The 14337-nt window shown below is 41.2% G+C and carries 17 protein-coding genes; 10 read left to right on the top strand and 7 right to left on the bottom strand.

What is annotated here, in order from left to right; genetic code table 11:
• Window positions 1–29: 29 nt before the first annotated feature.
• A complete protein-coding gene (locus tag G6R02_RS01640) occupies window positions 30–857 on the top strand; it encodes a sugar nucleotide-binding protein (protein ID WP_164667529.1) in 828 nt (275 codons plus the stop codon).
• Between the two features lie 81 nt (window positions 858–938).
• Here G6R02_RS01640 and G6R02_RS01645 read toward each other — a convergent pair whose 3' ends face one another.
• Both G6R02_RS01645 and G6R02_RS01650 read right to left on the bottom strand, forming a co-directional pair.
• Window positions 939–2288, bottom strand: a complete 1350-nt coding sequence (locus G6R02_RS01645) for a YjiH family protein (RefSeq protein WP_164667530.1) — start codon at window positions 2286–2288, stop codon at window positions 939–941.
• A gap of 115 nt (window positions 2289–2403) precedes the next feature.
• Window positions 2404–4611, bottom strand: a complete 2208-nt coding sequence (locus G6R02_RS01650) for a choice-of-anchor J domain-containing protein (RefSeq protein ID WP_164667531.1) — start codon at window positions 4609–4611, stop codon at window positions 2404–2406.
• Window positions 4612–4949: 338 nt separating this feature from the next.
• On the opposite strand from G6R02_RS01650, the gene G6R02_RS01655 reads away from it, so the two are divergent.
• The 4 genes from G6R02_RS01655 (at window position 4950) to G6R02_RS01665 (ending at window position 6556) form a co-directional block, all read left to right on the top strand.
• Window positions 4950–5249, top strand: a complete 300-nt coding sequence (locus G6R02_RS01655) for a phasin family protein (protein ID WP_164667532.1) — start codon at window positions 4950–4952, stop codon at window positions 5247–5249.
• Between the two features lie 395 nt (window positions 5250–5644).
• Window positions 5645–5779: a hypothetical protein gene (locus G6R02_RS20210; RefSeq protein WP_281347078.1), complete on the top strand. Its 135-nt coding sequence runs from the start codon at window positions 5645–5647 to the stop codon at window positions 5777–5779.
• A gap of 102 nt (window positions 5780–5881) precedes the next feature.
• On the top strand, window positions 5882–6163 hold the full coding sequence (locus G6R02_RS01660; protein ID WP_164667533.1) for a YwdI family protein: 282 nt from the start codon (window positions 5882–5884) through the stop codon (window positions 6161–6163).
• A gap of 24 nt (window positions 6164–6187) precedes the next feature.
• Window positions 6188–6556 (top strand): DUF423 domain-containing protein, encoded by a 369-nt coding sequence (locus tag G6R02_RS01665; RefSeq protein ID WP_164667534.1) that lies wholly within the window; start codon window positions 6188–6190, stop codon window positions 6554–6556.
• On the opposite strand, the gene G6R02_RS01670 is transcribed toward G6R02_RS01665, so the two are convergent.
• From G6R02_RS01670 to hemQ, 4 genes are all read right to left on the bottom strand, one after another.
• Window positions 6551–6802, bottom strand: coding sequence for a hypothetical protein (locus G6R02_RS01670; protein WP_164667535.1), 252 nt, complete (start codon window positions 6800–6802; stop codon window positions 6551–6553). The genes G6R02_RS01665 and G6R02_RS01670 overlap by 6 nt on opposite strands.
• A gap of 104 nt (window positions 6803–6906) precedes the next feature.
• Window positions 6907–7356, bottom strand: coding sequence for a spore coat protein GerQ (gerQ, locus tag G6R02_RS01675; protein WP_164667536.1), 450 nt, complete (start codon window positions 7354–7356; stop codon window positions 6907–6909).
• An 18-nt stretch (window positions 7357–7374) separates the two neighbouring features.
• The gene (locus G6R02_RS01680; protein ID WP_164667537.1) at window positions 7375–7797 is read right to left on the bottom strand and encodes a cell wall hydrolase; all 423 of its coding nucleotides are present in this window, start codon (window positions 7795–7797) and stop codon (window positions 7375–7377) included.
• A 363-nt stretch (window positions 7798–8160) separates the two neighbouring features.
• Complete coding sequence (hemQ, locus tag G6R02_RS01685) at window positions 8161–8904, bottom strand: hydrogen peroxide-dependent heme synthase (RefSeq protein WP_164667538.1); 744 nt, start codon at window positions 8902–8904, stop codon at window positions 8161–8163.
• 185 nt (window positions 8905–9089) lie between these two features.
• Here hemQ and pta point away from each other — a divergent pair, with 185 nt between their 5' ends.
• On the top strand, window positions 9090–10058 hold the full coding sequence (gene pta, locus G6R02_RS01690; RefSeq protein WP_164667539.1) for a phosphate acetyltransferase: 969 nt from the start codon (window positions 9090–9092) through the stop codon (window positions 10056–10058).
• 229 nt (window positions 10059–10287) lie between these two features.
• Entirely contained in the window at window positions 10288–10395 is a 108-nt protein-coding gene (locus G6R02_RS20005; protein WP_246202490.1) for a putative holin-like toxin, read from the top strand.
• Window positions 10396–10842: 447 nt separating this feature from the next.
• Here the strand turns inward: G6R02_RS20005 and G6R02_RS01695 are convergent, their stop codons facing one another.
• Window positions 10843–11694 (bottom strand): lipoate--protein ligase family protein, encoded by an 852-nt coding sequence (locus G6R02_RS01695; protein WP_164667540.1) that lies wholly within the window; start codon window positions 11692–11694, stop codon window positions 10843–10845.
• 88 nt (window positions 11695–11782) lie between these two features.
• Here G6R02_RS01695 and G6R02_RS01700 point away from each other — a divergent pair, with 88 nt between their 5' ends.
• The 3 genes from G6R02_RS01700 (at window position 11783) to G6R02_RS01710 (ending at window position 14205) form a co-directional block, all read left to right on the top strand.
• On the top strand, window positions 11783–13099 hold the full coding sequence (locus tag G6R02_RS01700; RefSeq protein WP_164667541.1) for an HD domain-containing protein: 1317 nt from the start codon (window positions 11783–11785) through the stop codon (window positions 13097–13099).
• A complete protein-coding gene (locus G6R02_RS01705; RefSeq protein WP_164667542.1) occupies window positions 13089–13589 on the top strand; it encodes a YwgA family protein in 501 nt (166 codons plus the stop codon). The genes G6R02_RS01700 and G6R02_RS01705 overlap by 11 nt, the downstream gene beginning before the upstream one ends.
• A gap of 94 nt (window positions 13590–13683) precedes the next feature.
• Window positions 13684–14205, top strand: a complete 522-nt coding sequence (locus G6R02_RS01710) for a YwhD family protein (RefSeq protein WP_164667543.1) — start codon at window positions 13684–13686, stop codon at window positions 14203–14205.
• Window positions 14206–14337: the final 132 nt, after the last annotated feature.

A 14337-nucleotide genomic window follows, 5' to 3' on the forward strand; every position in this document is an offset into this window, starting at 1 on the left:
TCCACCAGGGAAAAGGGAAGGTGAAACAGATGAAAGTATGTGTATTTGGAGCAAGTGGATATGCAGGCGCATCCGTATATCAGTTGCTGAAGGAAACACCGGACGTCAATGTTGTCGGCACATATTTGCAAGATCCAGCCATGTTTGATGACCTGTATAAGCTGGACATTAATCAGCCGGAGTCCTTTTCGGATTTTTATAAACGGGAACAGCCGGATGTTGTCGTGTGGTCGGTGATGAGCGGCCCGAATGAACATGAGCTTACTGACCAGGGTCTCATGCATCTGATGACTTTTTTAACACCGCAGACAAAATTGGTTTATATGTCAACTGACTTTGTCTTTACAGAAGGCAAGGGGCCATACAGTGAAGAGGACACGATGTCAAAACTCCCCGATGATCATTTGTACAGTAATTATGCGAATGCAAAAGTTAAAGCGGAGCATTTCATAACAAAAAAACTTACAAATTATGTGATATTGCGGGCAGGACCTATCTATGGCGAAAATAAAATCGGAAGACTGGATGATCGCACCGATAAATTAGCTTATCATTTACGTTCGGGGAAATCGATAGCGTTTCGCGATGATCTGATCAGGACGTTCGTACATGTGAACGATCTCGCAAATGTAATTATAGAGTTGGTTCAAAATGACGTAACAGGTACGTATCACGCAGGACCTGAAAGATACATGAGCTTTTACGAATTTATGCGTGAAACGGCAGAACAGCTTGGCTATGATATGAATCTTGTAGATAAAGAATCGGTGCAGGAGACAGCAGATTGGGAAGTACCCAAAAATACTTCATTAAAAACGAAAAAAATTACAGAAATAACGAAACAAAATTTCCGTTAAATCGTATAGTATAGTACCCCCTATAGTTGATATATTTATATAAAACAGCCCATCATTTTGTAATGGTGGGCTGTTTGTAATTTAAAATATCATATGCGCGATCAGTACAATTATCGGCAGTGTTATTAGGGTTCGCAACAGGAAAATCACAAATAAATCTTTGAATGAAACCGGAACCCTTGAACCAAGCAATAAGCCACCGACTTCAGACATGTAAATTAACTGGGTTACCGATAAGGCAGCAATAATAAACCTGGTGATTTCCGCCTCAATTGATGCCCCGATTATCGCGGGCAGAAACATGTCAGCAAATCCAATTAAAATTGTTTCCGAAGCAGCCTCGGCATATGGAACCTGCATTAGCTCAAGTAATGGAATAAATGGAAGGCCGAGCCAGGAGAACACCTGTGTATATTCAGCTATAATCAGCGCAACCAACCCGAAAGCCATAACAATTGGCGCAACACCCATCCACATATCAAGGATGTTCTGGCCGCCTTCTTTAAAAAACTTATAAACACTGGATTCTTTTGAAGCCCGGTCCAATGCCTTCCTATATCCAAATGTAAAACTGTTATAGCCCTCAGGTATTTCCTCTTCAATACCACCTTCAGCTTCTGAAACATATGTATCTGCTTTAGTTGAAAGTGGGGGAATCCGTGGCATGATCAGAGCTGCAACAAACCCGGCGGCAATTACAGTCAGATAGAATGGAATAAACATATGACCAAGCCCAACCTGCTCAATAACGACAAGAGTAAACGTGATGGAAACAACGGAGAAAGTTGTACCAATCGTTGCAGCTTCACGCTTCGTATAATATCCATCATCATACTGTTTACTTGTCAAAAGTACACCAATTGTACCGTCACCAATCCAGGAAGCGAGTGAGTCAATCGATGAACGCCCTGGAAGTTTGAATAACGGACGCATGATTTTTGTCATCAACGTACCGAATAAATCCAACAGACCGTAATTCATTAATAAAGGTAAAAATAGTCCAGCAAATAAAAACACAGCGAACAGCACATGAAGCAGGTCACCTAAAAGCAATTGTCCTGTAGCTCCACCATGTATTGCTTCCGGCCCCAGACGAAAATAAACCATGATTGCGAAAATAGCTGCCAGAATTCGCGTGATGGTCCAGAATATACTGACGTGAAATAACTGCTGAAAAAAAGGCGTTTTTTGTAAAGCTTCTTTTCCTGGTAATCTTGCAAATACAGTCATAATCGCTGTCAAAACAATAATGATCATCATGATTAATGAAAGTTGACCGCCAAGTTCCGACTGTACCCATCCTGCTAAAACAGCAATCGGAATCGTCATACCATCATCGGTGCCGACTGGTGTCATAAACAAGAATACACCGATTAATGAAGGAATAATAAATTTAAGATGATCCGCAATTTCATACGAATTATTTTTCATGGTATCCCCCTTATGAAAATGCTTTGTTTTAAGTATAGTGGACATTTGGAAATATAACCACCATGAAAAAAGGCTGATCACCGAATCGATGATCAACCCTTTTCATACCGGTAGTTTATCGGTTACCGTTTCCTCTGCCATTGTTTCCATTACCGTTATTACCATTGTTACCCTTACCGTTGTTCCCTTTTCCATTGTTTGATTTCAGTTCGATTTCATATTCGAATGGAACAGGGTTAACTTTATCAGATGGTGCTGAGTACCAGGTTGTCATGTAGTTTGTACCTTTTTTGAACAACTGGCGCAGCTGCAATGCATCTTCCTCGGTAACATTAAATGGATCAACATGCCTTACTTTGTACTTTCCATGTTTATCCTTATTAACGAATGTAACGGAGTAGTTAACATAGTTTTCAAGCAGCTCCGCTTTTGACATGAATGGTTCAACGCTTGTTCCGTCATAGCTCAGACCGATTTCAGGAATGGCGATATTATCAACAAACCACCCTGCCTGGTTTGACGCCCAGTCAGTCATATAGCGAAAGGAAATGTGAACTTTCTGTCCCGCATACTCAGATAAATCAAACGTTTCTTTTTGCCAGTCTTCATTCAGACCTGTAAATCCAGGGAGATTTTCTTTAATCTTCGGATATCCCTGATCGGTAATGTCTGTACGGGTGTTTTCATTTGCCAGACTTGTCCACGTTTGACCGTTATCGGTTGAAACCTGAACAGCGCCAAAGTCCCATTGTTCTTCAATCTGCTGATAATGATCAAATGTAAGTGTTGCTTCTGAAACGTTCGATAAATCAGCTTCAAAGATTAAATTGTTATCAACTTCATTACCTTCATTGCCCCAGTAGACTTCGTTTGAAGAGCCCAGTGGATCTTGAACTGACTGCCATTTAACCGGCTGGAAGTCAATTCCGTCAAAGGTAATATTTTTAATTTTGCTGTCAAAGTCCAATTTTTTGTAGTCAGCACCCCATGCAGGGACACCGTCTTTTTCATATAGCTTGGCTTTTTCGAAATTAACTGTTGTGCCGCGTGGCGTACCTTCGTCATCGACAGGAAGTTCACGCAAGTCAATTGTTTCAAAACCGTAAATGCCTTTTTTACCTTTGATATTAGCTGCATCGTCAATCATTACTGCTGTTACGAATTTCTCATAAACGCTCTGGAATGTTTCGTCAATACCGTTTTCTTCATATGCCTGGTTGTAACTGTCGATTGAGTTTAATGGACTTTTTGCAACGTCCAGGATAAAGTCTTGTCCAAATTGTTCATAGTTATAAAGGGTAAACAGGTAGACAAGTCCATAGTCAGCAATTGTCTCCGGACCTGTTTCAGCATCTACATGCTCGTCCCAGGCTGTCAGCGAGTTTTCCGGATGGTCAAGCAGGAAGTTGATTGAACCGGCATCATGACCATATCCGCCCAGATACTCAGAAAATGTTGAGAACCCTTCATTTAACCATGAAGTTTCGTCAGAGTCATTATCCGCATGTACTAAATGCTGAAATTCATGAATGGTTGTTCCGAAGAAAGTGTTCTCCAGACGTTCTTCCCAATTATTTGTATCGATAGTTATAATGTTGCGATCCATATACAATTCCAGCGTTTGCCAGAAGAATCCGGCTACAAAGAATGGATAGTCAGGATTATAGTAATTCTCATCAACAATGTTATCGACAAGCATGAGTGTTTTATCATTACCATTTTCTGACTTGTAGTAATCTCCAGGAAGACCAACCATCCCTGGGGCTATTGCGTTACTTCCGTCCAATGAATCCGGTGTTCCAAAGAAATTGGTTACAGATGGATAAATATTTGAATCGAATTCATCACGAAGCTTGTCCACTTGTTCTTGAGTGACAACTTGCGGATCACGCGGGTCTCCTTCAGGAAAGCTCAAGTCATTGGCAACCCATATTTCCACGTTTTCACCGACACTGCGTAATGTAAATTCTTTAAATACTAAACTATTATTTGCGCCTTGGGTAAGAAAAAGCTTTGTTCCGCCGTCATAAGTGAAATGAGGGCTGTTGCTTGAACCATTACCTACATTGTTTAACTTATTTTGAACCTCATCGGCGGCTTCCTTAATCTGTTGCTTAGCTTTCTTCTGAAATTCCTCATCTTGAGATTTCTTGTTCAACTGAGACGTAATATCAACAGTATCACCATACCGTTCTTTGTCCCAGTTGGAAACCGTGTCCCCAAGTCCATCATCTGAAGCTGCGAAACTTGCTGCTGGAACCATAAGAGATAATACTAAAGCTATTGCTGAAAATAATGCTACTGATTTTACTGACTTTCTCATAAAAAACCTCCCTGGATTCATAGTATTTATATAGCAGTGGATTGCCATATGATTTTATTATATAGAATTTATGATAAAAATTCAAAAAATTATGAATAGTAAAATTGTACTATTTTTGCGACGGATTTCTTATTTTCATGGGCAAAAAGTATGACTTTGCCGACAATTCCAGCGCTAATCAGACAGCATATTATGTGGTTTAAAAGACTCAGGGATAAGGGTAAAGTATGATAAGGCAAGCATTTCTTTAAAGTTTAATATACTAGTGTGTTAAGGTTGAAGTAATAATTTAAGAAATCGGAACCTATAATAAAAAATAGAAGGCAGGAGTGTTAATCATGAGCGACTTTTTAAAAAAGGGTTTTTTACTCGGATTGGGAGCAGCTGTAAGTGGTAAGGAAAAACTGGACAAAAAGCTCAAGGAATTAGTGGAAAAAAATGAGCTCACCCAGGAACAGGCACGAACGGTAATGCGTAACTTTGTTGAAAAAGGCGAAATGAAAACAGATGAATGGAACACCAGACAATATGAACAAACACAGGATTTGGCAAAGGATCTGGGGTTGGCTACAAAAGAAGATATTAATGAATTACGGGCAAGAATCACAGAACTGGAAGAAAAATTGGAAGATCAATGAAAATTTGAAGAAGCAGGTCCCAGGAATGGGCCCTGCTTCTTCAATGGCTTAAACTTTAGCGTTTTTGCTGTGAACTTCAGCGAATTCATCGTGAACTTTAGCATTTTCCCTAAGCACCACCTATTCCCAGCAGTACCAGTACGGAAGGTTTTTTGAGATGCCGGCAGTGGCAGTTCTTGACAGTCCAACTAAGTTTAATAAAGAATAAAAATCGCTTTAATAAAGTAACGAAAGCAACCGCCTATTCCAATTATAGTTAAAAAATGACAGATATATAGGTAAATATAATCAGTAAATTAAGTAAATTGTTAATTTTGTATTGATTCCTCTGCGTAATAACGATACAATAGGAACGGATATGAATATGTTGTTATTGCTAGGGGGATTATGGCGTTATGAAAAGCTTTTTAACATTGTTGCGGAAAGAAACAGAAGAGAAGCTTGGCAGACAATTGCATGAAAACGAAATGGAGTTTTTGCAATGGTTGGATGAACGCTATAACGAGGAGCAGCAGCATATAAATGCATAATCAAAGACAGAGATAAGAGTCTTGGAAGCGCCAAGGCTTTTTTTATGTATTTGGAAAATGTTATACTTAAACGTGTTCGGAAAGAAGCAGGGAGTGATATCAATGGCAGTGGCGAACGAGACAATTATACAAAAAATGATGAATGAACTGACCGAAGCAAAGAAAAAGGCTAACGATAGCAAATCGATGGAAAAACATATAGCCAATGTACAGCTTCTGTGTGAATTATTATTGGGCGAAATAAGTGCCACGCCATCCACTGATAATGAAATAACCGAAGAAGAAATGAAAGCGATGATCGGTACCAATGACACGAAACGAAAATATACAAAAACAACCATCAACGATGATGATGCAAATGGTGATTCCATATTTGACTTTTAACAGCAGGAAATGAGGGGAGAAAAAATGAAGTTATTTATCATTCTTGGAGCGATAAATGGATTTTTGGCAGTTGCCCTGGGAGCATTTGGGGCACATGGACTGGAAGGGAAGTTGTCCGAAAAAGCGCTGAATACATGGGATAAAGCTGTAAACTATCAAATGTTTCATACGATGGCCTTGCTCGTTACCGGGCTCCTGATGGTGAAAATCCAGACTAGTGGAATGGCCTGGGCAGGCTGGATGTTTTTTATCGGAATTTTGCTGTTCTCCGGCAGTCTGTACATCTATTCAACTACCGGATTGAAAACATTTGCCATGATCACACCACTTGGCGGGGTTGCATTTCTGATCGGCTGGGTACTGCTGGGATATGCTGCCATTAAATTTCTATAATTGGAAAAGAAGTACAGTCGTAATAAGCAGCAGCATGACGGCTTTGGCAAACTGTTTCACTCCTTCAGTGGAATGCGGTGTGTTCAGGGCAATAAGTGCTTCACAAAAAATACTGATTGACAGCAGATATAAACTGAAGAACATAATAATCAGGTAACCCTGGAAAATTGCAATAAGTCCAGTAACGACAACTAATCCAAGGGTTAATAATTCAAGTCGGATAAATTTCTCATACGGATGTCTCATTTATGTTTCCCCCTGTTGGGTAACAGCCAATAAAGCGGTCGTTAATAGAATGAAAGCATTAGAAAAACTTGGTCCTGATCCAAGTTTTTCTAATGCATAAAGGATTACCGTGGCGGATAAGCGGACATTTGATTGGAGCCATATGGATAAGAGTAATTAATTTCTCCCTCAAACGTTATATAATCAAGGTAAATCATCAGCAGTAAATATCTTTTTTCTGTTTGCGGATCACTCAAGATGATATGATCTCTGCCAGCTGCCTCAATAATACCTCTGAACACTTTCGCATTCCACTGGTCATTATTTTCAAATGTCATATACACAGTAGCACGCTTTCCTTCATTTAAACGAAGAATATTTTCAATGTAGGACTGTTCCATTGGGAGCATTCCATTACCGTTTGCAGGCGGTGGTGTCTGCTGGTTTGGTGGCTGATTTTGTGGTTGGTTTTGGGGTACTTGTCTTGGGTCGTATGCTGGATAAAATGCCTGTAATGCCTGCGGGTAGTAGTACGGATTTGGGTAAGGCTGATTTGCATTTTCATTTTCACTCATAGAAATACCTCCTGATGTTTAGTAAGCTTTTGGACATTCAGATGATGTTGGTGCAAAAAAACAGTGAGACTTGTATCTGCCAGTATTCCACTGGCCAAACCATTGTGCCGGGCATGATCCCTCAGGTCTGAAAAACCATAAAGAGTTGGATGCCGGGTGATATCGTTTACCATTTATAGTCTTTCGTGCCAGCCGTTTATCTTTCTCCCTGGCAGCCTGATAAAAATATCCTTTCTGAACAGCTTCAAAGCCCCCCGGACTCTGGAAAACCATTTCATTAATTGTATTTATATCAGTGAAATCGAGACAATCAACACGGACCCGATTTACACCGGTATTTCCAACCATAAGCATTCCAAGTCTGCCGTCGCCTTCTGCTTCCGCACGCATTAATCTTGCCAATAATTTTACGCCTTTTTCAGTGTAACGAATTACGGCCACACCAAATACACCTCATTTCTGCTACTCATGCTGTTAGGTCTACTAGATATGTGTATGCAGGACGGGAGCGGAAAATGACAGTGTACAGGGAGATTTTTTTGGAGGATTCGGGGGGAGACATGGGGACAGGTCCTGTGTCTTATTTGCTCATGTGGGGCAGCCGGGAAGGAAATTGTGAACTCCGTCATTTTAATTGTGAACTTCAAACAAAACAGTTGTGAACTTCGGCAAAAAGTTTGTGAACTTCCGACACAAAGATTGTGAACTTCGACAAAACCACTTTTCCAATAAAAAAAGTAATTGCCCCGATTGTTGAGCGGGGCAATTACTTTTTTTATTCTGTTAAACGTTGAACAAAAAGACTTAAACATGCAGATAAGAATCTACATCATCTTTTGCCAGGTGATTTCCAACGAAGAATGCGCCAAATTCACCGAAGCGCGCGCTTACTTCATCAAAACGCATTTCATAGACGATTTTTTTCAATTGCAGCACGTCTTTGGCAAACAGTGTCACACCCCATTCCCAATCATCAAAGCCGAATGAACCGGTAATAATCTGCTTTATCTCGCCGGCGTATTTCCGGCCGGTTTTACTGTGCTCATAAAGCAGTTTGGCCCGTTCCTTAAAGCCAAGGGAATACCAGTTGTCTTCACCCTGCCGGCGTTTGTCCATCGGGTAAAACGATATGTGCTCCCACTTTGGTAAAATTGGATAGAGTCGTTCCCGTATTTTTGGATCATCCACCGAGTTTCTGCCACTGTATTGGGAGATTTCCACAACCGACACATAGGAATAAGCCGGAACAAGGAACTCCGCAAATTTGGATTTATTAAATTCTGTTTCCATATCGGTCAGCTCGTTCATTGTCGGGCGCAAAAACATAAACATCAAGTCAGCTTTTTGGCCGACAATTTTGTAAAGAACATGACTTCCTTTTTCTTCAGCTTCGACTGCCTCCCATTTGGTAAGCAAGTCCTTGAATTCCTGAACCGCTGCTTCGCGTTCCTCTTTTGATACCAATTTCCAGGCTGTCCAATCGATAGTTCGTAAATCATGCAGACAATACCAGCCGTCCAATGTTTCAACTGCTTCAGCTGCTGCCATGTTATATCTCTCCTTCATCTGTTAAAAATAATTCATCATATGTTTTTACTATATCACAACTAGGGTAGGATAATCATGGACAAGGCTTTTGTCACCGTTCCGTCAAAATAACTGTGATAACCAAGTTATAAAACTTTAATGAAAATAATAAAACGATTAAGATGAAATCAGGAGGTGTTCTGCCAATGAGTAATCTGTTTGAGCAGTTAACTGATAAAATAAAAGCTGAAAATAAATTTATTGTTTTTCCGGAAGGACTGGATGAGCGGGTGCTGACTGCTGCCAGCCAACTCAGTGCCTCAGGGATTTTAACGCCGATTTTGCTTGGTGATAAACATACGATAAAACAGAATGCGGCGAAAGCAGATGTTGATGTTACTTCATGCAAAATCATCGACCCGAAAAATTTTCCGGAGTTTGAATTAATGGTGGAAACGTTTGTGGAACGACGGAAAGGTAAAGTAACCGCTGAAGAAGCACGTGAAATTTTGCTGGATGAAAATTATTTCGGAACAATGCTTGTCCATATGAATCAGGCGGACGGGCTGGTCAGCGGTGCGGCTCATTCAACAGCCGACACAGTCAGACCCGCACTGCAGATCATTAAAACAAAAGAAGGCATTAAAAAAACATCAGGCGTCTTCATCATGGTCCGCAACGATGAAAAATATGTGTTTGCCGACTGTGCAATTAACATCAATCCGGACAGTCAGGACCTGGCTGAAATAGCAGTAGAAAGCGCCAATACGGCCAAGCTGTTTGATGTTGACCCACGGATTGCCATGCTCAGCTTTTCAACGAAGGGATCGGCAAAGTCGGAAGAAACGGAGAAAGTGGTCGACGCGCTCAAATTGACCAAGGAAAAGAATCCGTCACTCCTAATCGACGGTGAATTCCAGTTTGATGCAGCATTTGTCCCTAGTGTCGCGGCAAAAAAAGCCCCGGACTCCGTTTTGCAGGGTGACGCGAATGTATTCATTTTTCCAAGTCTGGAAGCAGGCAACATCGGATATAAAATTGCCCAGCGCCTTGGCGAATTTGAAGCGGTCGGTCCAATTCTGCAAGGACTGAATAAACCGGTGAACGACCTGTCGCGCGGATGCAGTTCGGATGATGTTTATAAGCTGGCACTTATTACGGCGGCACAGGCGTAATGAGGAGGAGCGTACAGTTAAGGCTGTGCGCTTTTTAGGTTCAAAAGAATTATCTTGCATTTCTATAAGTTGCTTGGAAATAAATAAGAACAAACATTCCCTTTTTGCTATTAATCTACTGAAAGTTATGATATAGTATAGAGAGCAACTACATAGGTATAGTGGGCGGTTGGCCATCATTCCTTGTCCCTTAAGTCACGCGATATGCTTAAGCAAGGGAGGTGGCAGGATGACGACATATGAAGTTTTAAGTCTGCTGGCACAATTTGGTTTATTACAAATAGCCATGCTGACATTAATTATAACGATTGTCGTCTACCTGATAAAAAAGAAGTAACCGCTCCCACACCAAGGTCAGCGATTACTTCTCAGGTAGACCAACATTGTTAACTGGCCAACTGCTCTTTATGCAGTTTGTAGTTGCCAGTGCCGGGTAGTTTGCACTACTCGGTACCTTATTCTATTCTTATTATAATTCTATTTAATTATACTGTCAAATATACGATTTTCGTTAATAAAAGCCTGATTTTCCCCAAAACTCCTCGGGAACAGCCCTAAAACGAGCGAGCAATCCTTAAGTTTATGCGAAAACAGCTCCCAAACGTGCGTCAGACACCTAAATTTGTGCGACAACCGCCCCAAAACGAGCGACACACACCTGAATTCGAGCGACAATATCTTCAAATTGCGCGACACACACCGAATATCGAGCGACTTCAACGATCACATCGAATCGAGCGAGCAGCAATCAAAATCGAGCGGGCGGTAAACTCATTCAACAGTCTCACTGCATCCCATCCACTTTCTCATTCCGCTTCACCATCTGCTCATACCGTTTCGCAAACTGCTCCAGCTCATCTTCGGAAAATTCATCCGTTACTATCTCTTCACTCAATTCCTGCAGTGCACCAAGCACTCGTTTTTTCATCTCATCAACTGTCAGTTCCATACCCAGCAGTTCCGACAAAGAAGCCATCACGGATGGATTAACTTCAGGGTAGTCAAATTTCGTTTCCTCACCACCACGAGCCACATCATAAAAATCACGAATCAGCTCGGCACGCTCCACACCTTTTCCTTCCACATCCAAATAAATCTGAATGGCTGCACCGTCTTTAACACGCCGCTGCGAGATTCCTGCAAATTTTCGTTCGCCGATACTCAAGTCATAATCCCCGGGACAATACGAGCCGACAATTTCATATGCTTCTATTTCATCAGTCAAATCCCACAGTATGTGCTGTACAAAGCTGACCATTGCTTCGTAGCATTCATGAATCGATAGATGCTTTACATCCGGCAGTACCAGCGAAATGTTCAGAACACCTGCATCAAGCGCTACCGCAAGCCCGCCGGAATTCCGGACGACAGCCTTATATCCGTGTTCAGCCAGCAGTTCGACTCCCTTTTTCAAATAAGGCAGACGTGCATCTGGAATGCCAAGTACTACCGTATCGGGATGCACCCAAAGCCGAACAGCCGGCGCCGACCCAGACCCGTTCACAAAAAGTGCCAACACATCATCCACCGCAAAAGATGTCAGTGCTGTATATAGCTTCCCGTGAAAAAATTTTTTTTCCGAATGATCAAGATAGCGAAACCGTTCATGACGGACGATTTTCTTCCAGTTATCCATGGACTTACTCCTTCGTTTAGCTCTTTTTTCCTTAGGTTACTTATTATATAATAAATGAAATAATGTCGAAAAGAAACGAGATGGGAAAATGGCATATAAACATGAACAATTAGATGAAGAAAAAGTATTTAAAGATCCTGTCCACCGATATGTTCACGTGAATGATCAGGTTATCTGGGATTTAATTGCCGCACCGGAATTTCAGCGCTTACGCCGGATTAAGCAGCTTGGGACAACTTACCTGACGTTCCACGGCGCTGAACACAGCAGATTCAACCATTCCTTGGGAGTCTATGAAATTGTCCGGCGTATTCTCGGCAATTTCGAGAATCAGCCGCATTGGAATAATGATGAGCGGCTCTTGTGCTTATGTGCCGCTTTACTGCATGATCTTGGCCATGGACCATTTTCACATTCATTTGAAAAGGTTTTTAAACTGGATCATGAGCATTTTACCCAGCAGATTATTTTAGGCGATACGAAAATACATACAATCCTGGAACGGGTAGAGCCTGGCTTTTCGCAAAAAGTCGCTGATGTCATTGATAAAACATACGAGGACAAGCTGGTTGTCAGTCTGATTTCCAGCCAGATTGACGCCGACCGGATGGATTATTTGCAGCGGGACGCATATTTCACCGGTGTCAGCTATGGTCACTTTGATATGGAACGGATATTAAGGGTGATGCGTCCGCTTGAAGATCAGGTCGTTATTAAATCAAGCGGAATGCACGCGGTGGAAGACTATATCATGAGCCGCTATCAGATGTATTGGCAAGTTTATTTTCATCCCGTCACAAGAAGTGCGGAAGTTATTTTGTCAAAAATACTTCATCGTGCAAAGTATTTGTTCGAAAATAACTATACATTCAAATTAAAGCCAATTCATTTTATTTCCTTTTTTAATGAAAAGGTGGACCTGGCCGATTATTTAAAATTGGACGAATCGATTGTATCGTACTATTTCCAGTTATGGCAGGAAGAGGACGATGAGATTCTGAGTGATTTGTGCGAACGATTTATGAACCGTCGACTGTTTAAATACATTGAATTTAATCCGAACAGACAAATGAATGAATGGATGGAACTGTATCGCTTATTTAAAAAAATCGGGATTGATCCGGATTATTACCTGGAGGTCGACTCTTCATCAGACCTGCCATATGATTTTTACCGGCCAGGGGAGGAAGAGGAGCGTCTGCCGATTCATTTGCTGATGCCGGGTAATGAACTGAAGGAGCTATCACGGAATTCGGACATCGTAGAATCCATTTCCGGAAAAAAACGGACCGACCACAAGCTGTATTATCCGAGAGACTTGCTAGAAGAACTTGGAGAAGACAGTCCAGTGAAAACAAGAATCATGGAACTATTGAACGGAGGAGCGGAGAATCATGTTGACTAACCATGCAAAATTGATGCAATTTTTTTCTGTGGCAAATGAAGTAACCGGACGGAAGAAGCTGCAGAAAATAATCTACATTTTACAAAAATGCAATGTGCCTTTTGAAGAAAAATATCAGTTTCACTTTTATGGTCCATATTCAGAGGAACTCTCACTGCGGATTGAAGAGCTGTGTAATCTGGGGTTCATTACCGAGCAGAAGGAGCACCGAAGCAATTATTTTCAATACAATTATAAAATAACTTCTGACGGACAGGACTTTTTAAACCAGTTTCAAATGGATATGCCGGATTTTGCTGAAAAAGCAGCATTATTAAAAGGAAAAAGTTCCCGTTTTCTCGAACTCGTCTCGACAATGTTTTACTTTGACCACCTGTCAGAGGCTGAAATGACTGCGAAAATACATATGGTTAAACCGAAGCAAAAATATACGAATGATGAAATAAGAGAGGGCGCCGAATTCATCAAATCGATTAACCCGCCGCATTAATGGCGGGTTATTTTCATGCAGTAGCATATGGATGAAAACGCCTCAGCAGTTATGCTACAATAATAACCAACAGTTTGAAGGAGGGTTTCTTACTATGAGTTCTGATCAATCTTCCAATAAAAAGAAGACCAATCAGTTTACAATACTTAAAGACGATTCAAACGACGGTCATGGCGGCTATGGCGTCGGATCAATCAGTCTTGAAAATATGTCATCGGTTATTATTGATCCGAATGAAGACCGTGCATTTGTTGATATGGGCGCGATGCATGCCCGCAGTGAAGTGGAGCGCCGTGTTAAATTTTTGCCCAATAAAGAGGAAGTGCCAAACGGCAAATTGTACTGGATTGTCTGGGTAACCGTTGAAAAAGGTGAAGATGGTCCATATTTTGCCGGTGTTGCCGGGAGTGAACTCCGGGTTGACCGCTCGATTAAACGTGCCTATAAATCGATGCCGGAGCATGTAACCCATATGGAAAAGTCGTTGAAAGGAAAAATCAGAGTTGAACATATGGACGACCATTCCAAAAAGCTGCTGAAGGATTTCCTGGCCGATTTTGAAGGTGGGGAAATGTGGAAAAATTCTACCGATGAATTAAAGGATGCACTTTCCTAAAATCGAACATTTTGTGACTGAATCGTGAACAATTGATTTTAATCTTGTACTTTAATCGGGAAGTTTGTAAAATATGTATACATGGGCTTACTCATGTATTACTAGGACAAAAAAGAAGCTGACTCCAAAAGC

The sequence above is a fragment of the Virgibacillus doumboii genome, from assembly GCF_902806455.1.
GTDB classification, from domain to species: domain Bacteria; phylum Bacillota; class Bacilli; order Bacillales; family Amphibacillaceae; genus Lentibacillus; species Lentibacillus doumboii.